Here is a 25,556-nt window from a genome sequence, read left to right as displayed (position 1 = left end):
GCGACCCACGGGTCCGTGTGCCGTCCCGTTTCCCCCCCCCGGGCCCCTGGGCGTGGTGCGGCGAATTCGTCAGTGGCTGTGCCCGTGACCGGCGCCGGAGTCGTCCTGCTCCTCCGGCTTGTCCACCACGAGCGCGTCGGTGGTCAGCACCATCGCCGCGATCGAGGCGGCGTTGGCCAACGCGGACCGGGGCACCTTGGCCGGTGCGATGATCCCGGCGCCGATCAGGTCGCCGGACTCACCGGTGGCCGCGTTGAGACCCTGGCGGAGCTTCAGTTCGGCCACCTTGGCGGTCGCCACATAGCCTTGCAGGCCCGCGTTCTCGGCGATCCAGCGCAGCGGCTCGTGGGCGGCCTTGCGCACGATCGCGGCACCCACGGCCTCATCGCCGGTCAGCTCGAGGTCGTTGACCGCCGTGCTCGCGTGGATGAGCGCGGAGCCACCACCGGCCACGATGCCCTCCTCGATGGCCGCCCGAGTCGCCGAGACGGCGTCCTCGATGCGGTGCTTCTTCTCCTTCAGCTCCACCTCGGTGTGTGCTCCGACCTTGATGACGCAGACCCCGCCGGAGAGCTTGGCCACCCGCTCCTGCAGCTTCTCGCGGTCCCAGTCGGAGTCGGTGGACTCGATCTCGGCCTGCAGCTGGTCGACCCGCGCCTTGACCTCGTCGGGGGCGCCTGCACCGTCGACGACGGTCGTGCCGTCCTTGGTGGCCACGATGCGCCGGGCCTTGCCCAGCACCTCCAGGCCGACCTGGTCCAGCTTGAGGCCGACCTCCTCGGCAACGACCTGGCCGCCGGTCAGGATGGCCATGTCCTGCAGCATCGCCTTGCGGCGGTCTCCGAACCCGGGCGCCTTGACCGCGACGGCGTTGAACGTGCCGCGGATCTTGTTGACCACCAGGGTCGACAGGGCCTCACCCTCGACGTCCTCGGCGATGATCATCAGCGGCTTGCTGTCCGCGACGACCTTCTCCAGCAGCGGCAGCAGGTCGGAGAACGAGGAGATCTTGCCCTGGTGCAGCAGCACGTAGGCGTCCTCGAGGACAGCCTCCATGCGGTCGGCGTCGGTGACCATGTAGGGCGAGAGGTAGCCCTTGTCGAACTGCATGCCCTCGGTGAAGTCCAGCTCCATCGCCGTGGTGGAGGACTCCTCCACCGTGATGACGCCGTCCTTGCCGACCTTGTCGAACGCATCGGCGATCAGCTCGCCGATCGTCTCGTCCTGCGCGGACAGACTCGCCACCTGGGCGATTTCGTCGCGGCCGTCGAGCTCACGGGCGCCCTCGAGCAAACGGTCGGACATGACCCGGACCGCCTGGTCGATGCCACGCTTGAGGCCGGAGGGAGCCGCTCCGGCGGCGACGTTGCGCAGACCCTCCTTGACCATCGCCTGGGCGAGCACGGTGGCCGTGGTGGTCCCGTCGCCGGCGATGTCGTTGGTCTTGGTGGCGACCTCCTTGGCCAGCTGGGCGCCCATGTTCTCGAAGGGGTCGTCCAGCTCAACCTCGCGGGCGATGGTGACCCCGTCGTTCGTGATGGTCGGGGCACCCCACTTCTTGTCGAGCACGACGTTGCGCCCGCGCGGTCCCAGGGTCACCTTCACGGCGTTGGCCAGCGCGTCGACGCCGCGCTCCAGCGCCTTTCGGGCGTCATCGTTGAATTCGAGTTGCTTGGCCATTGTCAGCCAGTTCCTTCCTGCTCAGGTGCACGGACGACGCCCCGGCTCCCCGATCATGCGCGGGGTAACCGGGGCGCGTTGCGGTCGCTCAGGCGACTCATTCGACCCGACGCCTGCGGACCCGCTCCGGGCCTCGCAAGCTCGTGTCCTCACGGGTCGCTCAGGCGACGACGGCGAGGATGTCGCGGGCGGACAGGATGAGGTACTCCTGACCGCCGTGCTTGATCTCGGTGCCGCCGTACTTGCTGTAGATCACTCGGTCACCGACGGACACGTCCATCGGGACCCGGTTGCCGTTGTCGTCGATCCGACCCGGACCAACCGCCATGACCTCGCCCTCCTGGGGCTTCTCCTTGGCGGTGTCCGGGATGACCAGACCGGAGGCCGTGGTCTGCTCGGCCTCGACGGCCTGGACAACGATCCGGTCTTCGAGCGGCTTGATGGAAACCGACACGGTGGGCCTTCCCTTCGTCACTGTCGACTGCTTCATGTCAACGCTTGGTGGTGGTCACTCGTCTCGCAGGACCGCCGTCGCGGGGATCGGTCCGACCGAGAACTGGCACTTGCGTACCGCGAGTGCTAGTTCTGAATCTAGGCAACCGATTAGCACTCGGTCAAACCGAGTGCTAAGCCGCGCCTCCGCAGATGCTCACAGCAGCGGCTGCAGGGGCCGCATCATCCGCTCGACCGCCCGGTGCGCCAGATCGCGGCTCTGCCACATCGGCAGGTCGATCTCCAGGCAGTTGGCCAGGTCGGCGCGGAAGACGTCCTCCATCACCGCAGCCTGAGCAGGGTCCACGATCTGCAGGTTGATCTCGTAGTTGCCCCGCATGGAGAGCCGGTCGATGTTGGCCGTGCCGACGGTGGTCCACTGCCCGTCGACGGTCGCGGTCTTGGCGTGCACCATCGCGTCCTGGTAGAGGAAGATGCGCACCCCGCCCCCGAGCAGCTCGGCGAAGTAGCTGCGGGCCACCACGTCGGCGACCACGTGGTTGGAGCGCTGGGGGGTGATCACCCGCACGTCGACACCCCGGTCGGCGGCGGCCAGCAGACCACGCAGGATCTCGCGGTCCGGGATGAAGTAGGCCTGGGTGATCCAGATGTGGTCGCTGGCCCGGTCGATGGCCTCGAGGTAAAGCCAGCGCACCGGGAAGACCACACGACTGGGCTCGTTGCGCGCCGCCCGGATCGGGACGTCCCAGGCGGGCGCACCACTGTCGGGCAGGACCGGCAGTGCGGACCGCCCGTGCCGGTTCCAGAAGTCGACGAAGGTGTTGGACAGCTCCCAGACGGACTCGCCCTCCACCCGCACGTGGGTGTCCCGCCACTGCGTGGCGTAGAGCGCACCGATGTTGTAGCCCCCGACGAAGCCGACCTTGTCGTCCACGACCAGGACCTTGCGGTGGTCCCGGCCGGAGCGGCGGATGTCGATCAGCGGTAGGCCGCCGCGCAGGGTGGGGAAGCGCAGCAGATGGATCGGAGCGGGGAAGGACTTGAAGCTGCTCGGGACCACCAGGTTGGCGAAACCGTCGAAGACCACGCACACCCGCACGCCCCGGTCGGTGGCCTGCAGCAGCGCGTCCCGGAAACGTCGTCCGAGCGCGTCGCCCTTCCAGATGTAGCTGGCGATGTAGACGTGCTCCTGCGCCTGCTCGATGGCCTCGAGCATCGACTCGTAGAGGTACTCACCGTAGGTGAAGGTGGTCAGCGCGTTGCCGGCCACCACGGTGGTGCGAGGCGGGTGGCGTGGCGCCTCGTGGACCTCGGTGGTGCGTCGCTTGCGCAGGGCGTCCACCCCGGTGACCACGACGGCGGCGGCGACCGGCACCGCGGCGGCCACCGCCGCGGCCCGCAGGGCAAGTCCGGAGGCCATCCGGAGGGGGTCCGCCACCCAGGTCTGCAAACTCGAAGCCATGCCTCATTAGATCAGCCGCGGTGGGCCGGCATCAGGCAGGATGGACCGTCATGACCGATGCCGACGTCGTCGCCGCGCTGAGGACTGCACGGGGCGCAGCCCTGCTGGACGTGCTGCCGCCCTACGACGAGGCACGGGTGCTCGCCGTGTCCGAGGACCTGCGCCGCGCCGGTCACGATCCGGTGCTCGTCGCGGCTGCGCTGACGCAGTCGCGGCTGCGCTCCCGTGCAGTAGCCAAGTTCGGCGACCGGGCGGCGAGCATGCTGTTCACCCCCGACGGCCTGGAACAGGCATCCCGCCCTGCGGTGGCGCAGCACCATGCGCAGCGCTTCGCCGCAGCGGGCCTCGAGCACGTGTGGGACCTGGGCTGCGGGATCGGCTCCGACGCCATGGCCTTCGCTGCCGCGGGCCTGGCGGTCACCGCGGTGGACGCTGACGCCGTGACGGTCCAGACCGCACGGGCCAACCTCTCGGGCCTGCCCCGCGCCGAGGTATGCCGTGCCCGGGCCCAGGACGTCGGGCTCCCCGAACCTCCCGCGCAAGGACACGGCTGCTGGCTCGATCCGGCCCGGCGGGTCAGCGGGGTCGCGGACTCCCGCGGGCGAACCCGACGGGTGGGCGGGCTGGGCCGCATCTCCCCGTCGTGGGACTTCGTGCGCACACTGCACCCGCGAGTGCCTGCGGTGGGCGCGAAGATGTCCCCCTCCTTCCCCCGCGCGCAGGCGCCGGACGGGGCCGAGGCGCAGTGGCTCTCCTACGGCGGCGAGGCGCTGGAGGCGACCCTGTGGTGGGGTGACCCGGTGACCCGGCCGGGGATCGGGGTGGCCGTGCACGACGGGGCACGGTGGCACACGATCCCACCTGCCTCGCTCGGGCAGGCCGACCCGGAGCGTGCTGTCGAGGCCGGCGAGCCGGCCGCCGAGTATCTGTACGACCCCGACCACGCCGTGCTGGCCGCCGGTCGGCTGGACGCCGTGCAGCAGGAGGTGGGAGGCCGGGAGCTGTGGCCCGGCAGCGGCTACCTCACTGCTGAGCGGGCCGTGACCACGCCCTTCGCCCGCTGCCTTCGGGTGCGCGAGGTGCTGCCCGCCCGGGCCAAGACCCTGCGGGAGTGGGCCCGCCGCCACGACGTCGGGGCGTTGACACTGAAGAAGCACGGCGGGGGGGTCGACCCGGAGGCACTGCGCGCACAGGTCCGCCCCCGGGGCACGCAGCAGGCCACCCTGGTGCTGACCCGCGAGCGGCACGGCTCGGGCTCGCGCGCCGTCGCGATCTGGGTCAGCCCGGCCGCCTGCACCCCCTGAACGGTCGCCCTCGCACCGGTCGGTCCACCCGGCCGGTGCGCCGTCATACCTGCACCTGCTGCACCGGCTGCGAGGAGTCCGCCGGCAGATCGAGGGCCGAGGGCGACCGGCCGGCCTGCACCATCAGCGACCCCAGCGCCGCGACCATGGCTCCGTTGTCGTTGCACAGTCCCGGCCGGGGCACTCGCAGCCGGACGCCGGCCTCGTCACACCGGTGCTGGGCCAGCGCCCGCAGCCGGGAGTTGGCGGCCACCCCGCCCCCGATGAGCAGGTCGGGCACCCCCTCGCGCCGGCAGGCCGCCACGGCCTTGCGGGTCAGCACGTCGACGACCGCCTCCTGGAAGCTGGCCGCCACGTCGGCGACGGGCACCGGTGAGCCAGCGGACTCCCGAGCCTGGACCCACCGGGCGACCGAGGTCTTCAGCCCCGAGAAGGAGAAGTCGAGGGAATGTCGGTGCAGGTCGCGGCCCGACGTCAGCCCGCGCGGGAAGTCGATCGCCTGGGCGTCTCCGTCGCGGGCGACCCGGTCGATGTGCGGGCCGCCCGGGAAGGGGAGCCCGAGCAGCCGGGCCACCTTGTCGAAGGCCTCGCCTGCGGCATCGTCGATCGTGGCACCCAGCAGGCGCACATCGGTGGTCACGTCCGGCACGAGCAGCAGGCTGGAGTGCCCGCCGCTGACCAGCAGGGCCAGGGTGGGCTCGGGCAGCGGGCCGTGCTCGACGACGTCCACGGCGACGTGCGCACCCAGGTGGTTGACCCCGTAGAGCGGCACACCGAGGCCGATGGCCAGGGCCTTGGCAGCCGCGACCCCGACCATGAGCGCGCCGGCAAGCCCCGGTCCTGCGGTGACAGCCACGGCGTCCAGGTCGCTCAGGCGCACGCCGGCCTCGGCGCAGGCCCGCTCGATGGTCGGCACCATGACCTCCAGGTGCGCTCGGCTGGCGATCTCGGGGACCACGCCGCCGAAGCGGACGTGCTCGGGCACACTGCTGGCCACCGCGTCGGCCAGCAGCCGGGTCCCCCGCACGATGCCGACCCCGGTCTCGTCGCAGCTGGTCTCCAACCCCAGCACCAGCGGTGTCTCAGGCACGAGCAGACCTCTCCAGCGGGGCCGCCGGCAGCGGCACGCTGAGCAGCAGGGCGTCGACCGGGCCGTGCTCGCTCCGGTAGTACCCGGCGCGACGGTGCACCTGACGGTAGCCGTGCCGACGGTAGAGGGCCCGTGCCCCCGCGTTGTCCTCCCGGACCTCCAGCAGCATCTCGCGCGCTCCGGCGTCGGCAGCCCGCCGGTGCAGCTCGCTCAACAGCAGATGGGCAAGTCCCGCTCCACGCGCCGGCGGCGCCACGGCGAGTGTCATCACGTCTGCGCGGTCCGCGGAGACGTCGCTGCCGGCGTACCCCACCAGGCTCCCGGCGCGCTGCGCGACGAGGTAGTCACGACGTGGGCGCAGGGCCAGCTCTGCCCACCACGAGGCGGTCGACCAGGCGTCGTCGGGGTGCAGCTCGCGCTCCAGCGCACTGACGGCACCGAGGTCCTGCCAGCGCATCTCCCGGATGCTCATGGCACTGCTCCGGCGCGGGCCACCGCGTCCGGACGACGCAGATAGAGCGGCTCCGGCGGCAGCAGGACACCGTCCGGGTCGCCCGCGGCCAGGGCCGCGGCGGCGACGCCGGCGAGCACGCCGGGTCGCACGTCGAGCGGCCCCGGTGCCGCGTGCAGCACATCGGGGTAGAGGTGCGGACCGCGGCCCACCGCCGGCAGGTCGCGCACGGCTCGAGGCAGGTCGGCGGCCCGCGCAACCCCTGGCCCCTCGGTGCGTCGCGCGGCACCGGGAGCCACGGCATACCGAGCCCAGTAGACCTCCTTGCGGCGGGCGTCGGTGGCCACGAGCAGGTCCGCCGCACGGCGTTCGAGGCTCGCCGCGACCTCGGCGGCCAACGCGTCGAGCGAGCAGATCCCGTGCACCGGGACACCCCACACCTGCCCCAGCACCAGCGCCGTCACCACCCCCACCCGCAGACCGGTGAACGGCCCGGGACCGACTCCCACCGCCACTGCGGTGAACGCGCCCGGGGCGACCCCCGCCTGCGCCAGGCAACGGTGCACGCCTGGGCCGAGCAGCTCGGCGTGCCGGCGCGGGTCCAGCTCGGTCACCTCGGCGAGCACCGCAGACCCGTCGTGCACGGCGGCGCCGATCAGCGAGGTGGAGGTGTCGATCGCGAGCAGCACCACGTCAGGCTAACGTGGGAGCCCCAACCGCTTACGGAAGGACAACCCATGATCTCCCGCCTGTTCGCCAGCCTCGGTGCCCGCACTGTCGAGGTCTCCGCCCACTGCGACCTGCCGTGTGGCGTCTACGATCCCGCTCAGGCGCGGATCGAGGCTGAGTCGGTCAAGAAGATCATCGAGAAGGTCAACGACAGCACCGACCCCGACATGCGCATGCGCGGCACAGTCATCAAGGAGCAGCGCTCCGAGCTGGTCAAGCACCACCTGTGGGTGCTCTGGACCGACTACTTCAAGCCCCCGCACTTCGAGAGCTACCCCGAGCTGCACATGCTGTTCAACGAGGCGACCAAGCTCGCCGGCGCCTCGGGCACCAAGGGATCCTGGGAGGTGTCGCACGCCGACGACCTGCTCGCCAAGATCGACCGGATCGCGGACATCTTCGCCGAGACCAAGAAGGCCTGAGCCGGACCGGACGTTCATGGGCGGGACGGCTCGAGCCGTCCCACCCGTGACGCGGTGCCCGTGGAGTGCTGCTCAGCCGCTCAGCAGGCTCAATGCCTCACGTGAGAGACGGCCCTCGCGGTGCAGGATGCGGCACAGCAGGTCGAGCACGTCCGGGTCGTAGTCGTAGCCCGCGCCCCGACGCAGTCGCTCGAGCGCCGCAACCACCAGCTGGTCGTCCTGCGCCCCGTCGGCCAGGTCGTCGTAGGCGTTGACCACCCGCAGGATCCGGCCGGCCACCGGGATGCCCCCGATCTGCACCACCCACCAGAACGGCGTGGCCTGCTGCGCGACGATGGTGGCCAGCCGGGACAGCTCGGCAGTGCGGGACAGCAGTGCGGCGCCGGTGCTGGCCAGTCGACGCTGGTCGAGGGTCGAGATGTGCACCGTAGCCCCCCGGGGGATGGGGCGCTCCAGGGAGACCTGCCCGATGTCGTGCAGCAGCGCGGCCCACTCCAGCTCGCGCAGCTCTCGCTCGGACATCCCGAGCTCGCGTCCCACCTGCACACTCAGCTGCGCGACCCGGGCCGCGTGACCGGGGGCGGTGAACCCGCCCTCGTCGGTCAGGTGGGAGACCGCATACACGGTCTGGTGTTGCGCGGCGCGGACCACACTCTGGCGTTGCACCGCCAGGACCAGCAGCACCAGGGGCAGGATGAAGACCGGGACGGCGACGGCGCCGAGGACCCCGGTGGCCAGGGCCACCATCACCGCGCTGCTGACCACGCCGACGGCCAACGGCCCGACTGTGATGGCCTCCTCCACGACTGCATGCCGCAGCCGGATGCGCTCCCGGGTCGAGCGCAGCGCGGCGCCCAGCAGGCCCTGCACCCCGACCGCGATGGTGGCGACCCCCACCAGACACAGCGCCAGCACCCAGCCCTCCCGGTCGATGCCCTCCTGCTCGATCAGGGGTCCCCCGCCAGGCAGCGGCGCTCGCATCAGCATCACCACGAGCGAGACGGTCAGCATCCGCATCCCCCACTCGGCTGCCGTCCAGGTGCGCCCCCCGCCGCGCTGCCGGAGCCACGCCCCCGCCGCGGCGCTCAGGGCGACCACCAGGATGACCGAGCCGCCGGTCAGCAGCACCGACTCCCCGCCCGGCAGGACCGCGGTCATCCCCAGCGCCATGCTGACGGCCAACCCGACCGGGGTCAGGTCGCGCGTGCCCGTCGACACGAACGGCCGGCTGTCTGCGAGCGCGATGGTCACCGCGGCGAAGAGCACCACCGCATAGGCCTGAGGGGACGAGGTGAGCAGCTCCGGAGGCCGCATCGTCACCAGCGCGACCCCAACCGTGATCCCGGTCAGCAGCACACCCCAGCCCAGCGCGTGAGCCCCGCGCGAGGAGGTCACGAGCGTGCCTCGTCGATCTCGGGCTGCCACGCGGCGTAGTCGTCGCTGACCTCGGGGTCGTCGTGGTCATAGACGTCGCCGACGCGGGCCAGGGCCTCGTCGTCGATCACGGTTGGCTCCCAGGTCTCCCGCTGCAGCGACAGGCCCAGTGCCTGCACGACGGCGGGGTCCAGGTGGGTCCCCGCCCGGCTCCACAACCGCACCATGGCCTCGTCGGCCTCGAGTGCCGCGCGGTAGCTACGTGTTGTGGTCAGCGAGTCGAAGGCGTCGGCCACCGCGATCACCCGGGCGAGCAGCGGGATGTCCTCACCGGCCAACCCCGCGGGATAGCCCCGGCCGTCCCACCGCTCGTGGTGGTGCAGGATCCCGGGTAGGGCCGGGCCGAGGAAGTCGATGCCCTCCAGCATCCGCTGGCCGGCCTCGGGGTGCTCGACGATCGCGGCCAAAGAGGACAGCTCGATCTGCCCGGGCCCTCGGGGCAGTCGGGGCGCCGTCGCCACGAGGCCCAGGTCGTGCAGCTGCGCGGCGTAGTAGACCACATCGACGTCCTCGCCCGTCAGACCAAGGTCTGGCGCCATCCGGCGGCACAGCGCCGCCACCCGGCTGCTGTGGCCCACCGCGTAGGGGTTGGCGACCTCCAGGGCCCCCATCAGCGTGGACACCGTGCGGAAGTGAGCCCGGCGCTCGGCCGCGTCCCGGCTCAGCGCCCACTGAGCGAGCAGCAGCGGACCCAGGATCAGCATGGCGCTGAAGGCGCCGACGTCTGCCGGCTCCCACAGGACCACCAGGAGCAGACCGAGCAGCGCGTGCAAGAGATACCCGGGCCACATGATCCGCAGGATGTCCAGGGTGCCGGAGACCACCGAACCACCTTGCACCAGGTGCCCCATGATGCCGATCAGCAGAGCGTTGAGCACCGCCATCGCCACGTAGCCGACGAGCATGGGAACCGCCACCCAGGCCACGATGTCCCACGGCGCGGTCGCGCTGTTCAGGGGGCTCAGACCATCACACCACTCGTAGGCGAAGCCGCCGATCGCCCCCATGCATGCGGTCATCGAGGTATTGAAGGCTCGGGTACGCCACCGCTGGCGGCGCAGGTCGGCAAGGTAGCTGACACCTCCCACGATGGCGGCTCCCCCTGGTCCGACCAGCACGAGAGCTGCCGCCATGACCACCGTGGTGAACGAGACATCGACGTGCTGCCGGATCTCCCGCTCACGCAGCGATGCCCCGACGATGCCCAGCCCGGTCAGGACCACCACCGTCGACCATTGCGGGTCCTTGCCCCAAGCCAGCCCCGCCCAGCCCAGCACCAGTGCGGCAGCAGCCACCCAGGTCACGTAGGCCGTCGCGAGCACACGTCCAGGGGCAGGACCGATGCGGCCCTGCCCCTTCGACATTGTGGTGCTCAATCCCGCCAGGAGAACACCGTGAGCGAGTAGATGGCCTTCAGCAGGGAGTTGGAGGCGGTGAGGTCAGAGAGCGCGTGGAACATGAGGCGTCCTTTCGTCGGTCCCGATGTCGTCCAGACCTGGGATGGTTGCAGGTCGTCGTCGAGGACACGTCAGAATCGTGGCATAAACGATTGAGCTCTACCCAGACACAGCAACTCTGTAAACTGACCTCTGAAGAACATTTTACCAGTTCTCGGATGAGAGCATAGGTCGAGCCCCAATCCTCTATGCCGCGCATCGGACGCGGCACCGCAGACACCACGGGAGGTCAGCATGAGCAAGCGAGCACGCAAGCGCCGGGCCGGCAAGAAGAAGAGCGCCAACCACGGCAAGAAGCCCAACGCCTGAGGTCGACCGACGGACTGTCGGCTGCCGGCACGGTCGGCTGATCGAGCGAGGCGCCGGCCACCTTCGGCCGGCCGGCCGCCGCGCTCAGCGCTGCTGACCCGTGCGGTCCGCGCCCGTCCACGACACCGAGGTGATCCGCGACATGATCTGCAGTCGCAGAGCGCGCGGGGCGGCCTCCGGCTCGCAGGCCCGGCGCACCAGGGCCTTCAGCAGCAGGTCCCGCTCGTACTCGCGCAGGCAGGCACCGCACTCGTCGAGGTGCGCCTTGATCTGGACCCGGTCGTCGGCACAGGCTTCGTTGTCGACGTACTCGAACAGGCGCAGCACCACGGCGGCGCAGTCGGTCCTGCTCAGGTCGCGGTCCGGATCGATGGGGCTCACCGCTGGGCCTTGTCCTGCTCGATGAATCCCCGCTCCTGCGCGTAGTCGGTGAGCAGGTCGCGCAGCTGGCGTCGACCACGGTGCAACCGGGACATCACCGTCCCGATCGGGGTGTCCATGATCTCGGCGATCTCCTTGTAGGCGAAGCCTTCGACATCGGCCAGGTAGACCGCCATCCGGAAGTCCTCCCCGATCGAGCTCAGCGCCCGCTTGACGTCGGAGTCCGGCAGATGGTCCAGCGCCTCGGCCTCGGCCGAGCGCAGCCCGGTCGAGCTGTGCTGGGCGGCACGGGCCAGCTGGTAGTCCTCGATCTGAGCTGCGTCCGACTCCTTGGGCTGCCGCTGCTTCTTGCGGTAGGTGTTGATGTAGGTGTTGGTCAGAATGCGATACATCCACGCCTTGAGGTTGGTGCCCGGCCGGTACTGGTGGAACGCGGCGAAAGCCTTGGCGTAGGTCTCCTGCACCAGGTCCTCGGCATCCGTGGGGTTGCGCGTGGTGCGTAGAGCTGCGCTGTACATCTGGTCCAGCAAGGGCATCGCCTCGCGCTCGAAGCGGGCCGCACGCTCCTGCTGGGTCTCCTCGGAGACCTCGACCGACGCATCGGCCTGGCGCTGAGTGTCGTCGTCGGTCGGCAAAGTGGTCATCGCCACCGAGGATACGCGCCCGGAGCCGGTTGCACGCGCGCAGAGCGCTCCGCGAGGGGGCGCCTCCCACGGCGCGAAGGTTGAGATCATGCGCTGCTCCCGGTCGGCTGGTGTTCACGCGGCTCGTGCGGCGCTTGCCACTTCGGGCTGAACCGCTGGTTGCTGGTGCAACAGGCGATCCCGGGCCGCCATTCCCACCGGCGCAGTGAGAGCATCAGTATGATGAACATGCCTACCCGGCCTCCCCGACTGCGCCCGCTGCCCCAGTCCGGCAAGCTGCGCGACGTGCTCTACGAGATTCGGGGGCCGGTGGCCGCGCGCGCCGCGGCGCTGGAGGCCGAGGGCCACCACATCCTCAAGCTCAACATCGGCAACCCCGCTCCGTTCGGCTTCGAGGCACCGCAGACGATCCTTCGGGACATGCTCGCCGCGCTGCCCGAGGCGTCGGGCTACTCCGACTCACGAGGCCTGTTCTCGGCCCGGCGGGCGATCGTGTCGCGCTACCAGGACGTCCCTGACTTCCCACGCTTCGACGTCGACGCCGTCTTCCTCGGCAACGGGGTCTCCGAGCTGATCATGATGGTCCTCTCGGCCCTGCTGGACACGGGCGACGAGGTGTTGATCCCGGCACCGGACTACCCGCTGTGGACGGCGGCCACCAGCCTGGCCGGAGGCACGCCGGTGCACTACCGGTGCGACGAGCAGGACGGCTGGCAGCCCAGCATCGAGGACCTCACGGCACGGATCACCCCCCGCACCAAGGCCTTGGTCGTGATCAACCCCAACAACCCCACGGGCGCGGTCTACTCGCGGGCCGTTCTCGACCAGCTCGCGCAGGTGGCCCGTGAGCACTCGCTGCTGCTGCTCTCCGACGAGATCTACGACCGGGTGCTCTACGACGGTGCCGAGCACGTGAGCACCGCGCAGGTGGCCCCGGACCTGCTGGTGCTGACGCTCAACGGGCTGTCCAAGACCTACCGGGTCGCCGGCTACCGCGCCGGCTGGTTGGTCATCACCGGGCCGACCGCGCACGCGAGCGGCTTCCTTGAGGGCATCGAGCTGCTCGCCTCCACCCGGCTGTGCCCCAACGTGCCGGGACAGCACGCCATCCAGGCTGCCGTGTCGGGCCGTCAGAGCATCGAGGAGCTGGTCGCCCCCGGCGGCCGGCTGGCCGAGCAACGGGAGGTGGCCTGGTCGATGCTCAACGTGATGCCCGGGGTCAGCTGCGTCAAGCCCGCCGGGGCGCTCTACGTCTTCCCCCGGCTGGATCCGGAGGTCCACGAGATCCGCGACGACGTGCGGCTGTGCCTGGACCTGCTCGAGCAGGAGCACATCCTCGTGGTGCACGGCAGCGGCTTCAACTGGCCTGAGCCGGACCATCTCCGGCTGGTCACCCTTCCGGGCGACTGGGAACTGCGCACCGCTCTGGAGCGGATGGGCAACTTCCTCGCGAGCTACCGCCAGTGAGCAGCGACGCTGTGTCGGTCTCCGCCGGGACCCGCTGATGTGCGGACGGTATGCCGCGGCCGTGGATCCCGACGATCTGGTCGAGATCTTCGAGGTGGAGGTCGCGGCCCTGGACCGGCCCACCCGCAGCGTGCTGAAGTCACCCCAGCAGCCTGCGCCGGGCTCACCGGACTACAACATGGCGCCCACCAAGGCGGCGCCCGTGGTGCTCGCTCGCCCGAACGACGAGCAGGCCCCCGACGACGCGGCCCGCGAGCTCGTGGCGCTGCGGCAGCTGCGGCTGCTCACCTGGGGGCTGGTGCCCTCGTGGTCCAAGGATCCCAGCACCGGGGTCCGGATGATCAACGCACGAGCCGAGACCCTGCTGGACAAGCCCGCCTACCGGCGCGCGGCGGCAGCTCGGCGGTGCCTGGTGCCGGCCGACGGGTGGTATGAGTGGCAGCCCTCGCCGGTCGCCAAGGACGGTCGAGGGCGACCGCGCAAGCAGCCGTTCTATCTGTGCCGCGACGACGAGCAGCCGCTGGCGATGGCCGGGGTCTACGAGTTCTGGAAGGACCCGGACCTGGCCTCGGACGATCCGCAGGCGTGGCTGGTGAGCTTCGCCGTCGTGACCACCACTGCCGAGCCGGGACTGGACCGCATCCACCCCCGCCAGCCGGTGGTCCTGGACCCACCCGACTGGGCGGCGTGGCTCGACCCCGCGCAGACGGACTCCCGGCATGTCTCGCAGCTGTTGTCCCCTCATGCGCCGGGCCGCTTCCGGGCCTGGCCGGTCAGCACCGCGGTCAACTCCGCGCGCAACAGCGGGGCCGAGCTCCTCCGGCCGCTGCCCGAGCAGGACCTGGTCGGCGTGGTCGACCCGGACACGGGCGAGGTCCTCGGCGGGTGAGGGCGCGCGTGCGGGAGATCGACACGTCGGCAGGGACGGCCCGGGCGCACCTGCACCGACCGGAGCGCCCCGCCTGCAGTGCCGGGACCGTGCTGCTGGGCCACGGTGCCGGCGCGGGGGTGGAGTCCCGGGACCTGCAGGCGCTGAGCGCGCTGACCTCGACCGGCTGGACCGTGGCCCTGCTGGAGCAGCCCTGGCGGGTGGCCGGTCGACGGGTGGCCACCGCGCCGCCCACGCTCGACGCGGCCACCCAAGGCATGGTGGAGCGGCTGGGCGCCGGCAGGTGGGCGCTGCCGCGGCCCTGGGTCCTGGGCGGGCGCAGCGCGGGAGCCCGGGTCGCCTGCCGACTTGCGCACCAGAGCGGGGCGGCGGCGGTGCTGGCGTTGGCCTTCCCGCTGGTGCCGCCGAGTCGATCGAGCCGCCCGGCGAGGTCCCGGGCCCCCGAGCTGCTGGAGCCGGTGCGACACGGCATACCCCTGCTGGTCGCCCAAGGGGCTCGGGACCGGTTCGGGGGACCGGCCCAGGTGCTCGAGGCGCTGGCCGAGCCCGCTGTGCCTGCGCCGGCACGGGTGGAGGTGTGCGAGATGCCCGGCGACCACGGCCCGACGTCCGACCCGGCCGCGCTGGTGCGCGCCGTGTCCGCCTTCCTGGACGGGCTACCGTAGGGCTGCCCACCCCCTGCAGGAGGAGACCCCGGCATGCCGCAGAGCCGCACCGCGCCCGCCGAGCCCTGGGCTGCGCCCGCGGCAACCGGGCCGGTGGAGGGCACCGTCCGGGTCCCCGGCAGCAAGTCCCTCACCAACCGGCACCTGCTGCTGGCCGCGCTGGCCGACGGGCCCAGCGCGCTGCAGCGTCCGCTGGTGTCCCGGGACGCCGTGCTGATGGTGGGGGCACTGGAGTCGCTCGGGGTGCAGGTGCGGCGCCAGGACGACGACGCGGTGTGGACCGTGCAGCCGCCGACGGCCCTACGCGGCGGGAGCAGCATCGACTGTGGGCTGGCCCGCACGGTGCATCGCTTCGTCCCGCCTGCCGCCGCCCTGGCCGCCGGACCGGTCCGTGTCGACGGCGACGACGCCGCCCGGTCGCGCCCGATCATGCCGCTGCTGGGGGCGTTGCGGGATCTGGGTGTCCGGGTCGACACCACCACGAGGTCGCTGCCGTTCACCGTGCACGGCACGGGGGCAGTGCGGGGAGGGCGCGTGGAGATCGACGCCTCGGCAAGCTCGCAGTTCGTCTCGGCGCTGCTGCTCGCGGGAGCGAGGTTCGACACCGGTCTGACACTGGTGCACTCGGGCCCCAGCCTGCCGAGCCGACCGCACGTCGAGATGACCGTGCAGTCGCTGGAGGCGGTCGGGGTGCAGGTGCGCGAGCCGGAGCCACACACCTGGCGCGTGGAGCCCGGGCGCGTGACGGGCTCCGAGGTGAGCATCGAACCCGACCTGTCCTCGGCCGCACCCTTCCTGGCCCTCGCCGCCCTCACCGGGGGCCGGGTCACCGTCCCGGACTGGCCGGCCCGGACCACGCAGGCGGGCGCGCAGATGCGCGACATCCTGGTCCGGATGGGTGCCCAGGCGCAGCTGGACGGCGACGGGCTGACCGTCACCGGACCGGCCGACGGCTGGCTGGTCGGGCAGGACCTCGACCTGCACGACGTCGGGGAGCTCACGCCCGTCGTGGCTGCTATGGCGACGGCGTGCCACACACCGACCCGGTTGCGCGGGGTGGGCCACCTGCGCGGCCACGAGACCGATCGGCTCGCCGCCCTCGAGACCGAACTGACCCGGGTCGGCGGCGACGTTCAGCAGACCGAGGACGGGTTGCTGATCCGGCCAGCGCCCCTGCACCCAGCGGTGCTGCGGACCTATCACGACCATCGGATGGCGATGGCCGCTGCGGTGCTGGGCGCGATCATCCCCGGCACCCGGGTGGAGGACGTCGCCACCACCGCCAAGACCTACCCCGGCTTCGCCACCGCCTGGCAGCAGCTGGTCGGGTAGCAGGTGGGGCGCTACGACCACTACGACGAGGACTCGGTCCGGGTCCGCCCGAGCAGGCGCGGCTCACGGCCGCGGACCAAGGACCGTCCGGCGCACCGGGACGCCGAGGTGGGCATGGTGATCGCGGTGGACCGGGGCCGCTACACCACCGAGCTCGACGGTCGGCACGTCATCGCCATGCGCGCACGGGAGCTGGGCCGAGGGCGGGTGGTGGTGGGCGACCGCGTGTCCATGGTGGGCGACCTGTCCGGCGAGCCCGACGCCCTGGCCCGCATCGTGCGGATCGAGGACCGGCGCACCGTGCTGCGCCGCAGCGCCGACGACACCGACCGGGTCGAGCGCGTCATCGTCGCCAACGCCGACCAGCTGGTGATGGTCACCGCGCTGGCCGACCCCGAGCCCCGCCCGAGGATGATCGACCGGTGCCTGGTCGCCGCCTACGACGCCGGCCTGAGCGCGCTACTGGTGCTGACCAAGGCTGACCTGGCTGACCCGGGGGAGCTCGTCGGTCAGTACTCCGCACTGGACCTGCCCCACGTCGTGCTGTCTCTTGCCCCGCAACCCGGAGGCGGCACGACCGGGACACCGGGCCTGGAGGACCTGCGCAGCCGACTCCGCGGTCGCGTCAGTGTCCTCGTCGGCCACTCGGGGGTCGGGAAGTCGACCCTGGTCAACGCCCTCGTGCCGGCCGCGGAGCGGGCAACCGGTGTGGTCAACGAGGTCACCGGCCGGGGCCGGCACACCTCCACCTCTGCGGTGGCGCTGCCACTCGACGGCGGCGGGTGGGTCGTGGACACGCCCGGGGTGCGCTCCTTCGGACTCGGGCACGTCGACCCCGCCAGCTTCGTCTCCCACTTCCCGGACCTGGCCCCGGGGTCGCTGGAGTGCCCCCGGGGGTGCGGTCACGACGAGCCCGAGTGCGCCCTGGACGGCTGGGTCGCGGCGGACCACGCGGGGCCGCACGGTCCGGCGCGGTTGGACTCCCTGCGTCGGCTGCTGCGCAGCCGCACCACCGAGTAGAGCGCTGGACACCCGACACCTGCCCTTGCCGGGACGCTACGGTGACCTGCGTGAGCAGCTTCGCCGACGACCTCCGTCTCGCCCATGTCCTCGCGGACGCGGTCGAGGGCTACACCCAGGAGATGTTCCGCTCCACCGAGCTCGCCGTCTCGGTCAAGGACGACGGCACACTGGTGACCCAGGCCGATCGGCATACCGAGGAGCTGCTGCGGCACCAGCTGGGCCGCACCCGCACCCGCGACGTGGTGCAGGGCGAGGAGCTGGCCACGACCGGGCACGGCCACCGCCGGTGGGTCCTTGACCCGATCGACGGCACCGCCAACTTCATCCGGGGTGTCCCGGTCTGGGCCACCTTGATCGGTCTCGTGGTCGACGACCAGCCGGTGCTCGGGCTGGTCTCGGCGCCGGCGCTGGCTCGGCGCTGGTGGGCCGCCTCGGGCTCCGGGGCGTGGACGGGGCGCCGGTTGAGCAGCGCGCGGCGGATCCAGGTCTCGGACACCTCGGTGCTGGAGCACGCGTCGCTGTCCCATGCAGCACTGGACAAGTGGTGGGACCACCCGCAGCGCGACGGGTTCCTCGCCCTGGCCCGGCGCTGCTGGCGCACCCGCGCCTACGGCGACTTCTGGACCCACGTGCTGGTCGCCGAGGGGGCCGTGGACATCGGGGTCGACCCGAGTCTGGCCGTGCACGACATGGCGGCGCTGGCTCCCATCGTCACCGAGGCGGGTGGGTGCTTCACCGACCTGGACGGCGTCGAGGGACCGTTCGGGCTCAACGCGCTGTCGACCAACACGACCCTGCACGCAGAGACCCTGCACACGCTGCTGCACCCCGCCGACGGCTAGGCATCGGCTGTGCTGGGCTGTGCTGTGCGCCTAGTCGGCGGGCAGGACGACGACGGGACCCCAGCCCAGCTGCTCGAGCTCGGCGACGGGGGCATGCTCTGCCTCGCCGACCAGCACGACCGTCCAGGGCGGACCCGCCTGCACCTCCTCCCAGGCGGCGGCGACCTCGTCCCGGCGCAGGGCGAGCACCTGCGCCAGCGTGTCATCCACGGTGTCGGCGTCGAGTTCGTCCAGGGCCAGCCGGACCAGCTGATCGGCCACGGCGTCCGCGGTGGCGTAGCGCCCTGGCGCCGTCCGGGCCACGAAGTCGGCCGCGTGCCGGACCTCGGCCTCGCTGAGCTCCGTGCCGGTCACCGACAGCACGTCGTCGAGGACCCGCAACGCGGGCACGGTGGCGTCGGCCCGCACCGCACCGCTGACCACGCTGACACCGCCGGAGCGCCGGGGCGCGAAGCCGACCCGCATGCCGTAGGTCCAGCCCCGCTCCTCGCGCAGCACGGCATCGACGCGGGCCTGCGGGGAACCGCCGAGCAGGAACGCCAGCACCTGGTAGGCCCCCCAGCCGTGCGGGGTACGGCGGTCCGGCCCGGGCCGACCGAGGTAGAGCTCGGTCTGAGGGGAGCCCGGCCGGTCCACCAGGACGATGCGGGCCGCATCGGGAGCCCGGGGGTCGGGGCGCGGGCCCGTCGAGCCCGGATTGCGGGCCGGGTCGGCTCCGCTGCCCGCCCAGCCCGCGAGTGTCTGTGCGGCCAGGGCCTCGGGAGTCCGCGGCATACCGCGCAGGTCCCCCGCCACCACCAAAGTGGCCTGGTGGGGGACCACCGTGGCGGCGTAGAACTCGCGCACGTCCGCGGCGCTGACCCGACGCACGGTCGTGGCCGTGCCGCCCGCGGGCCGACTGGTCCGCTCGGAGGCACGCAGGTAGGTGGCCTGGAACTGGGTGGCCGCCCGGCTGCCGGCATCTGCTTGCTCGTGCTCGATGTCGCTGAGCCTGGCCCGGATGGCCCGGGTGACCTCGGCTTCGGGGAAGGTGGCCTCGCTGAGGCACTCGGCGAGGATCTGCAGGGCGGACTCGAGGCGGTCGCCGGTGACGTCGAGCTGGACGACCAGACCTCGCTCACCCACGCCGGCGGCCAGGGCGATGCCGTCCTGCTCGATCCGCTCGGCCATCTGCTCGGCCGTATGTCGTGTGGTCCCCTCGTCCAGGCAGCGTGCCATGATCGCCGCCACCCCTTCGAGGTCTCGCGGCTCGGCCTGCAGCGTCCCGGGCACTGCGAGCCGGACCGCCACGACGTGCTGACCGGGCAGGTCGACGGTGCGGACAGCCAGACCGGTGGGCAGCCGCGTCTCGGTCACCGGGGGGAAGCTCCAGGGTGCCGGCGGGCTCACCTCCGGCCGGGCCGGGACCGGCTCCACGCTCACGCCGCACCCTCCCGACCCGGTCGGGCCGTGACCGCAGCGGCATCGCGATAGACCAGGACCGCCCGGGACTGCGGTGCGAGCCACGTCCGGGCGGCCCGGGCGATGTCCTCGGGGGTGAGCGACCCGACCAGGTCGGGGTAGCTGTTCAGATGGTCCGGGTCGCCGTGCACGACCGTGGATCTGGCCAGCAGCTCAGCGCGCTCGTCGGTGGCCGCCAGCGCTTCGGCATAGCTGCGCTGCGCACCCGCCACCGCGGCGCGGTGCTGCACGGGTGTGGGGCCCTGGTCGGCGAGCCGCTCGAGCTCCTCGCAGACGGCGGTGTCGACCGCCTCGGCGCTGCTGTCCGGCAGCACGTCGACGGCGACGTAGGACAGCGACGTGCCCTCGACCAGACCGAGACCGGCGGCCCCGCAGGCCGTCGCGGTCTCGTCCCGCCGCACGAGGCGCTGGTGCAGCGGCGAGACGCTCAGCCCGGCCAGCACGTCCAGGGCCATCCCGGCGCTCAAGAACTCCGGGTCGGTGACGGCGGGCAGCCGGAAGCAGGTGTAGCTGCGCTCGGAGGGCACCGGACCGGCGACGTGGGTCCAGGTCGGCTCCTCCAGCGGAGCCAGTGCCGGCCGCAGCGCACGGCGCGCCACCGTGTGGTCGCCGGAACCCCCGAAGTAGCGCTCTGCGAGCTCGACCACCTCGGGCGGGCGCACGGCGCCGACCACGCTCAAGGTGCTGGTGCGCGCACCGTAGTGCGCACGGTAGAAGGCGTGCACACCCTCCAGGGAGGCGCCCAGGAGGTCCTCCATCTCCCCGATGGGCGTGTGCCGGTAGGGATGGTCGACGGGGAAGACGGCCCCGCACATCCGCTGGAAGGCGTCGCCGTAGGGCTGGTTGTCGTAGCGCTGCTGCTTCTCCTGCACCACGACGTCGCGCTGGTTGTCCAGGTTGGCCTGGGTCAGCGCCGGCAGCAGCCGGCGGTGCCGGTCGGCCTCCAGCCAGAGGGCCAGGTCGAAGGCGCCCACGGGCAGGGACTCGGCATAGGTGGTGCGGTCGAAGGAGGTGGTGGCGTTGCAGTGTCCGCCGTGCCCCATCAGCGCCCGGAAGTGCTCACCCTCCGCGACGTGCTCGGAACCCTCGAACATCAGGTGCTCGAACAGGTGCGCCAGCCCGGTGCTCCCCGCCACCTCGTGACGTGACCCGACGTCGACCCACAGGTTGATGCTGACCTGGGGCACAAGGTGGTCCTCGCTGACCGCGACCCGCATACCGTTGTCCAGGGTGTGCGTGCTGATCGGATAGTCCGGTCTCCGGCTGCCACCGGGCGGACCCGGCCGCTCCGGTGTCCTCACCCCTGCGTCTGCTCCGGCGAGGCGCCGCTGCGCGGCGCGACCTCCCCCGCTGCGCGGTCCAGGATCTGCTCACCGGACTCCTGCATGGCCAGTCGAGCGAAGACCTGCTGCTCGGTGATGACACGCTCGGCGCGGTCCCGGCCCAGGAAGGTGATCGTCCAGTGCAACAGGGTGCTCACCCGCGACTTGAAGCCGACCAGGTAGAACAGGTGGACCACCAGCCACATGAACCAGGCAGGGAAGCCCGTGACCTTCACCGGCCCGATCTCGGCGATCCCGCGGAAGCGCGAGATGGTGGCCATGTTGCCCTTGTCGAAGTAGTCGAACGCCGGCTCGCGGGTCTTGCCCTCGATCTCCCGCTCGATCTGCTCCGCGGCGAAGCGGGAGGTCTGGATGGCGACCTGAGCAACCCCCGGCAGGTCGTCCAGGGCGATCATGTCGCCGACGACGAAGATCTCGGGGTGCCCCGGCAGGGTGAGGTCGGCCTGCACGGGTACGCGGCCCGTCCGGTCGACCTCGAGGCCGACCTGCTCGGCCAGGTCCGCGCCGAGGGGGCTGGCGCTGACGCCTGCGGCCCAGACCTTGGTCACCGCCTCGATCCGGTGCCGCTGCTTGTCACCGTCGAGGTACTCCAGGCCCTGCGCGTTGACGTCGACGACCATCGCGCCGAGCCGCACGTCGACGCCGAGCTCCTCGAGCTGCTCCTTGGTCTTGCGCTGTAGATGGGGGTCGAACGACGTGAGCACCGCGTCACCCGCGTCGAGCAGGATCACCCGCGCGGCGGTGGGGTCGATGTGCCGGAAGTCGCCCTTGAGTGTGCGGGCCGACAGGTCGACCAGCTGACCGGCCATCTCCACGCCGGTCGGACCGGCTCCGACAACCACGAACGTCGTCAACCGCTCAAGATCCTCCTGGTCGCCCTGGGCACCGGCGACCTCGGCGAGCTCGAAGGCACCGTAGATGCGTCCGCGCAGCTCCAGTGCGTCGTCGATGCTCTTCATCCCCGGGGCGTGCTGGGCGAACTCGTCGTGGCCGAAGTAGGACTGGCCGGCACCGGCCGCGACGATCAGGTAGTCGTAGGCGTAGCGGTGCTCCACCTCCAGCGTGTTGGCCAGCACGGTGCGGTGCTCGACGTCGATGTGGGTCACGTCGCCGAGGATCACCTCGACGTTGTGCTGCCGCGCCAGCACCTCACGGGTCGACGGCGCGATCTCGCCGGGCGACAGGATGCCGGTGGCGACCTGGTAGAGCAGCGGCTGGAACAGGTGATGGGTGGTCCGGCCGATCAGGGTGATATCGACGTCGGTCCCGTCCAGTGCCTGTGCGGCGAAAAGCCCGCCGAAGCCGGACCCGACGATGATGACGCGCGGCTTGGTCGCAGGAGTGGTCGGCATGTGCCGACGATACGTGGTGGGCGTCACCGCCCGCACCCCGAGCCCCATCTGGCCAGGCATGACGCACCTGAACGACGAGGGTCCCGGAAGCCTGTCGGCTTCCGGGACCCTCACTCGTAGCGGGGGCAGGATTTGAACCTGCGACCTCCGGGTTATGAGCCCGGCGAGCTACCGAACTGCTCCACCCCGCGTCGGTGATTTCAGCATACGGCAGGCTGCCGGGCGCGCCAAATCACTCCCGGTCAACCCGGTGTATGCCGGTGCTCAGGGGCTCTGCGTCTGCTCGGCACCGTCACCCGGCGGGTCGACCGAGACCGAGCCTCCTTCGGGCGCGAGGGTCGTCAACCGCTGGATGGCCGCCTGGAGGCGATCCTGGGCCTCGGCGTAGGCCGCCAGGTCATTCGCCCGCAGCGCCGCCTGACCGTCCTCGTAGGCCTGCTGCACGTCGGCAACAGCCTGGCTTAGGTCGCCACCCTCGGCACCCGGCTCGGCGGTCGTGGGCGCCCCGTCGCCGGGGTCCGACGGCGGGGCGCTCGGCTCGGTCCCAGGATCGGCCGGCTCGTCGGGGTTCCCACTGCCGGTGCCCTCGTCGGGTGCATCGGCTCCGGAGTCGCCGCCGAAGAGCTCGTCCAGTGCCCCGTCAAGGGTGTCCGACCAGGCCAGGGTGTCCCCGAAGGACACCACCACGAGCCGCTGCAACGGGTAGGCCGAGCCACCGCTGGCTCGCACGTAGATCGGCTCGACGTAGAGCAGCCCTTCGGCGATCGGCAGGGTCAGCAGGTTGCCGATCTGCACATCGGAGCCTGCGGACCGGTTGAGGGTGAGGAACTGGGACAGCGTCTGGGTGAACGCCTCCGACGTCTGGTTGGAGCTCTCGATCTCATTCTGGAACTGGCCCGGCCCGTTGACCGTGGAGTCACGCGGCAGCTCCAGGACCCGGAGCTGGCCGTATCCCTCTCGCGGCTGCCCTCCCTTGGTGCCCGCGTCCGCGTCCGCCGCCATGTAGCCGACCAGGTTCTGTCGGTCCTCACCGGCCGGGATGAAGTTGGTGGTCAGCGAGAAGGTCGGGTCGTCCTGGCCCGGCATGGCGATGCTGAGGTAGTAGGGCGGCTGGTCCGGCTTGGCCTCGCCGTCGACGCTGGGGTCCTCGGAGACACTCCAGAAGTCCTGGCCGCCGAAGAACGCCTCGGCCGACTCCACGTGGTACTGCTGCATCACCTCGCGCTGCACCTTGAACAGGTCCTCTGGGTAGCGCAGGTGGCCCATCAGCTCGCCGTCGATGTCGGACATCGGCTTGACTGTGTTGTCGAACGCCTCTGACCAGGCCATCAGGACCGGGTCCTGCTCGTCCCACGCGTAGAGCTGGATCTTGCCGTCGTAGGCGTCGACCGTGGCCTTGACCGAGTTGCGGATGTAGTTGACCTCGCCACCGCCGATCGAGCGCACGTTGGTGGCCGTGGTGACCAGGGTGTCGCTGGTCGCGGTCTCCAGGGCCTGCAGCCGGGAGTAGGGATAGTTGGACGAGGTGGTGTAGCCGTCGACGATCCACTGGATGCGCCCGTCCACGACCGCCGGATAAGGGTTGCCGTCCAGCCGCAGCCACGGCGCGACCCGCTCCACACGCTCGCGGGGGTTGCGGTAGTCCAGCATCCGGGATTCGGAGTTGACCCCTTCGGCCAGCAGGATCTCCAGCTGACGGTACTTCAGCGCGTAGGCCAGCTGCTTGGGCAGCGACCCGATCGGCACACCTCCGTCACCTTGATAGGTGTTGCGGGTCTCCCCCGTGTCATTGCTCGAGTCAGGGAAGTCCAGCTCCTGCGGGGGCGCGTCCTCGGGGGCTCCGACAATGGAGTAGTCCGGGGAGTACTCCCCGAAGTAGACCCGTGGCTCGTAGTCACCGAGGCCCCCCACCGGGGGGATGTTGCGCTCGTAGAAGATCGGCTCGCCATCGGGGGTGCGCCGGTTGCCGTAGGCGGCGACCGCACCGAAGCCGTGGGTGTAGACGGTGTGGTCGTTGACCCAGTTGCGCTGCGTGTCCGACACCCCGCTGAGTCTGATCTCACGCAGCGCGATCACCGTGTCGACCAGCTCGCCGTCGACCTCGTAGCGGTCGACGTCGAGGGCCTCGGGGAACTGGTAGTAGCTGCGCACACCCTGCAGCTGCCGGAAGGTCGGGGAGACCACCGACGGGTCGACGAGGCGGATGCCGGGGACGGCAGCCGCGTCGTCACGCAGCTGGCCTTGCGTGGGCACGACATCCTCGGCGTCGGCATACTCGATGAACTCCGCCTCGTCGATGTCGTAGGCCTCGAGGGTGGCGTCGATGTTGCGTTGGATGAACGGCTGCTCGAGCACCGCCTCCGAGGGGTTGACCCGCAGCGACTGGATCAGGGCGGGGTAGGCCCCCCCGACCAGCAGCGCGATGACCACGAGGCCGACCAGCCCGATGACCGGTAGCCGCCAGGTCTTGGTCCAGATGGTGCTGATGAAGAAGGCCGCGCAGATGACCGCCACGATGGCCAGCACACCCCGGGTGGGCAGCACGGCGTTGACGTCGGTGTAGGTCATGCCGGTGATGCGCTCGTGTCGGGCCGTGGTGAGGTTGTAGCGCTCCAGCCAGTAGGCGACCGCCCGCACCGCCACCAGCGCCGCGAACAGCAGCGCGAGGTGGATCCGGGCCGCAGGCGTGGTGCGATCACCGGGACTCTGCAGCTGCACCCCGCCGTAGACGTAGTGGGTCAGCAGCGCACCCACGACCGCCACTCCCAGGGTGAGGGTGGCAAAGCTGACCAGCACGTTGAGGAAGGGCAGGGTGAAGACGTAGAAGCCGACGTTCATGCCGAACTGCTCGTCGGTGGCCTCGAACGGCTGCCGGTTGAACCACAGCAGCACGGTCTCCCACTGGGCGATCGCCGCTGCCCCGGCGAAGCCGCCGAGCACGACCGGAACGGCGATGAAGACGATCCGACGCACCGGCTCAAGGGCCGCGCGGTAGCGGTCCAGGTTGGCCTGCTCGGGGCTGCTGGGGGCATAGATCGGGCGGTGCTTGTGGGCCAGCCACAACGAGGACCAGACCAGGACGCCCGTGACGACACCGGCCAGCAGGAACAGTGCGACCTGGGTGCCCAGCCGGGTGGTCAGCACCGAGCGGTAGCCGACGGACTCGAACCACAGGAACTCCGTCCACAGCTGCGCCAGCCAGGTGATGACCGCCAGGACGAGCACGACGATCCCGATGGTGGGACCCAGCCGGCCACCGCCCGAGCGGCGGGCCGGGCCGGGGGGGCCAGGAGGGAGCCGTCCGCCGCCCCCGCCCACACCACCGGCACTGCCGCCCCCGCTGGGGCCGGGCAACCCGCTGGGGGC

General features: G+C 71.4%; 23 protein-coding genes and 1 tRNA gene. 9 read left to right on the top strand and 15 right to left on the bottom strand.

The window, feature by feature from the left end; genetic code table 11:
* Positions 1-69: 69 nt before the first annotated feature.
* The 3 genes from groL to ACR2FV_RS17405 all read right to left on the bottom strand — a co-directional run bounded on the left by groL (position 70) and on the right by ACR2FV_RS17405 (position 3,553).
* Complete coding sequence (groL, locus tag ACR2FV_RS17415) at positions 70-1,680, bottom strand: chaperonin GroEL (protein ID WP_434016969.1); 1,611 nt, start codon at positions 1,678-1,680, stop codon at positions 70-72.
* A 160-nt stretch (positions 1,681-1,840) separates the two neighbouring features.
* On the bottom strand, positions 1,841-2,134 hold the full coding sequence (gene groES / locus ACR2FV_RS17410; RefSeq protein ID WP_434016968.1) for a co-chaperone GroES: 294 nt from the start codon (positions 2,132-2,134) through the stop codon (positions 1,841-1,843).
* Positions 2,135-2,329: 195 nt separating this feature from the next.
* Complete coding sequence (locus ACR2FV_RS17405) at positions 2,330-3,553, bottom strand: phospholipase D-like domain-containing protein (RefSeq protein ID WP_434016967.1); 1,224 nt, start codon at positions 3,551-3,553, stop codon at positions 2,330-2,332.
* 92 nt (positions 3,554-3,645) lie between these two features.
* Here ACR2FV_RS17405 and ACR2FV_RS17400 point away from each other — a divergent pair, with 92 nt between their 5' ends.
* Positions 3,646-4,899: a THUMP-like domain-containing protein gene (locus tag ACR2FV_RS17400; RefSeq protein WP_434016966.1), complete on the top strand. Its 1,254-nt coding sequence runs from the start codon at positions 3,646-3,648 to the stop codon at positions 4,897-4,899.
* Between the two features lie 43 nt (positions 4,900-4,942).
* Here the strand turns inward: ACR2FV_RS17400 and tsaD are convergent, their stop codons facing one another.
* Genes tsaD through tsaB form a run of 3 tightly spaced genes read right to left on the bottom strand, consistent with a single transcriptional unit; the run spans position 4,943 to position 7,129 of the window.
* Positions 4,943-5,989 carry a tRNA (adenosine(37)-N6)-threonylcarbamoyltransferase complex transferase subunit TsaD gene (tsaD, locus tag ACR2FV_RS17395; protein ID WP_434016965.1) on the bottom strand — a complete coding sequence of 349 codons (1,047 nt, stop codon included), beginning with the start codon at positions 5,987-5,989 and terminating at the stop codon, positions 4,943-4,945.
* The gene (rimI, locus tag ACR2FV_RS17390; RefSeq protein ID WP_434016964.1) at positions 5,982-6,461 is read right to left on the bottom strand and encodes a ribosomal protein S18-alanine N-acetyltransferase; all 480 of its coding nucleotides are present in this window, start codon (positions 6,459-6,461) and stop codon (positions 5,982-5,984) included. The genes tsaD and rimI overlap by 8 nt, the downstream gene beginning before the upstream one ends.
* Complete coding sequence (gene tsaB / locus ACR2FV_RS17385) at positions 6,458-7,129, bottom strand: tRNA (adenosine(37)-N6)-threonylcarbamoyltransferase complex dimerization subunit type 1 TsaB (RefSeq protein WP_434016963.1); 672 nt, start codon at positions 7,127-7,129, stop codon at positions 6,458-6,460. The genes rimI and tsaB overlap by 4 nt, the downstream gene beginning before the upstream one ends.
* Positions 7,130-7,177: 48 nt before the next feature.
* Here tsaB and sodN point away from each other — a divergent pair, with 48 nt between their 5' ends.
* Complete coding sequence (gene sodN, locus ACR2FV_RS17380; RefSeq protein ID WP_434016962.1) at positions 7,178-7,591, top strand: superoxide dismutase, Ni; 414 nt, start codon at positions 7,178-7,180, stop codon at positions 7,589-7,591.
* 72 nt (positions 7,592-7,663) lie between these two features.
* Here the strand turns inward: sodN and ACR2FV_RS17375 are convergent, their stop codons facing one another.
* Positions 7,664-8,986: an HD-GYP domain-containing protein gene (locus tag ACR2FV_RS17375; RefSeq protein ID WP_434016961.1), complete on the bottom strand. Its 1,323-nt coding sequence runs from the start codon at positions 8,984-8,986 to the stop codon at positions 7,664-7,666.
* Entirely contained in the window at positions 8,983-10,347 is a 1,365-nt protein-coding gene (locus tag ACR2FV_RS17370; protein ID WP_434016960.1) for an HD-GYP domain-containing protein, read from the bottom strand. The genes ACR2FV_RS17375 and ACR2FV_RS17370 overlap by 4 nt, the downstream gene beginning before the upstream one ends.
* A 369-nt stretch (positions 10,348-10,716) precedes the next feature.
* On the opposite strand from ACR2FV_RS17370, the gene ACR2FV_RS17365 reads away from it, so the two are divergent.
* Positions 10,717-10,791 carry a 50S ribosomal protein bL37 gene (locus ACR2FV_RS17365; protein ID WP_434016970.1) on the top strand — a complete coding sequence of 25 codons (75 nt, stop codon included), beginning with the start codon at positions 10,717-10,719 and terminating at the stop codon, positions 10,789-10,791.
* Positions 10,792-10,875: 84 nt separating this feature from the next.
* Here ACR2FV_RS17365 and rsrA read toward each other — a convergent pair whose 3' ends face one another.
* Both rsrA and ACR2FV_RS17355 read right to left on the bottom strand, forming a co-directional pair.
* Positions 10,876-11,172 carry a mycothiol system anti-sigma-R factor gene (rsrA, locus tag ACR2FV_RS17360; protein ID WP_434016959.1) on the bottom strand — a complete coding sequence of 99 codons (297 nt, stop codon included), beginning with the start codon at positions 11,170-11,172 and terminating at the stop codon, positions 10,876-10,878.
* On the bottom strand, positions 11,169-11,816 hold the full coding sequence (locus ACR2FV_RS17355) for a sigma-70 family RNA polymerase sigma factor (protein ID WP_434016958.1): 648 nt from the start codon (positions 11,814-11,816) through the stop codon (positions 11,169-11,171). The genes rsrA and ACR2FV_RS17355 overlap by 4 nt, the downstream gene beginning before the upstream one ends.
* Before the next feature lie 222 nt (positions 11,817-12,038).
* Here ACR2FV_RS17355 and ACR2FV_RS17350 point away from each other — a divergent pair, with 222 nt between their 5' ends.
* From ACR2FV_RS17350 to ACR2FV_RS17325, 6 genes are read left to right on the top strand one after another with little or no spacing between them, the layout of a single operon-like run.
* Positions 12,039-13,283, top strand: coding sequence for a pyridoxal phosphate-dependent aminotransferase (locus ACR2FV_RS17350; RefSeq protein WP_434016957.1), 1,245 nt, complete (start codon positions 12,039-12,041; stop codon positions 13,281-13,283).
* A 37-nt stretch (positions 13,284-13,320) separates the two neighbouring features.
* Positions 13,321-14,172: an SOS response-associated peptidase gene (locus ACR2FV_RS17345; RefSeq protein WP_434016956.1), complete on the top strand. Its 852-nt coding sequence runs from the start codon at positions 13,321-13,323 to the stop codon at positions 14,170-14,172.
* Complete coding sequence (locus ACR2FV_RS17340; RefSeq protein WP_434016955.1) at positions 14,169-14,837, top strand: alpha/beta hydrolase family protein; 669 nt, start codon at positions 14,169-14,171, stop codon at positions 14,835-14,837. Before ACR2FV_RS17345 ends, ACR2FV_RS17340 begins: the two co-directional genes overlap by 4 nt.
* A 33-nt stretch (positions 14,838-14,870) precedes the next feature.
* Positions 14,871-16,169, top strand: a complete 1,299-nt coding sequence (gene aroA / locus ACR2FV_RS17335) for a 3-phosphoshikimate 1-carboxyvinyltransferase (protein WP_434016954.1) — start codon at positions 14,871-14,873, stop codon at positions 16,167-16,169.
* A gap of 3 nt (positions 16,170-16,172) precedes the next feature.
* Positions 16,173-17,189, top strand: a complete 1,017-nt coding sequence (rsgA, locus tag ACR2FV_RS17330) for a ribosome small subunit-dependent GTPase A (protein WP_434016953.1) — start codon at positions 16,173-16,175, stop codon at positions 17,187-17,189.
* A 50-nt stretch (positions 17,190-17,239) separates the two neighbouring features.
* A complete protein-coding gene (locus ACR2FV_RS17325) occupies positions 17,240-18,034 on the top strand; it encodes an inositol monophosphatase family protein (RefSeq protein WP_434016952.1) in 795 nt (264 codons plus the stop codon).
* A 30-nt stretch (positions 18,035-18,064) separates the two neighbouring features.
* Here ACR2FV_RS17325 and ACR2FV_RS17320 read toward each other — a convergent pair whose 3' ends face one another.
* From ACR2FV_RS17320 to ACR2FV_RS17300, 5 genes are all read right to left on the bottom strand, one after another.
* Positions 18,065-19,456 carry a M16 family metallopeptidase gene (locus ACR2FV_RS17320; protein ID WP_434016951.1) on the bottom strand — a complete coding sequence of 464 codons (1,392 nt, stop codon included), beginning with the start codon at positions 19,454-19,456 and terminating at the stop codon, positions 18,065-18,067.
* Complete coding sequence (locus ACR2FV_RS17315; protein ID WP_434016950.1) at positions 19,453-20,796, bottom strand: M16 family metallopeptidase; 1,344 nt, start codon at positions 20,794-20,796, stop codon at positions 19,453-19,455. The genes ACR2FV_RS17320 and ACR2FV_RS17315 overlap by 4 nt, the downstream gene beginning before the upstream one ends.
* Positions 20,793-22,190 (bottom strand): NAD(P)/FAD-dependent oxidoreductase, encoded by a 1,398-nt coding sequence (locus ACR2FV_RS17310; protein WP_434016949.1) that lies wholly within the window; start codon positions 22,188-22,190, stop codon positions 20,793-20,795. Before ACR2FV_RS17310 ends, ACR2FV_RS17315 begins: the two co-directional genes overlap by 4 nt.
* 117 nt (positions 22,191-22,307) lie before the next feature.
* Positions 22,308-22,381: transfer RNA gene (locus tag ACR2FV_RS17305), tRNA-Met, on the bottom strand.
* A 73-nt stretch (positions 22,382-22,454) separates the two neighbouring features.
* On the bottom strand, positions 22,455-25,556 hold a 3,102-nt coding region (locus ACR2FV_RS17300), incomplete at its 5' end, for a UPF0182 family membrane protein (protein ID WP_434016948.1).

It is taken from the genome of Ornithinimicrobium sp., from assembly GCF_051004135.1.
GTDB lineage: Bacteria > Actinomycetota > Actinomycetes > Actinomycetales > Dermatophilaceae > Ornithinicoccus.
Note: the sequence above shows the minus strand (reverse complement) of the source record. Positions and strands in the feature narration are given on the sequence as shown.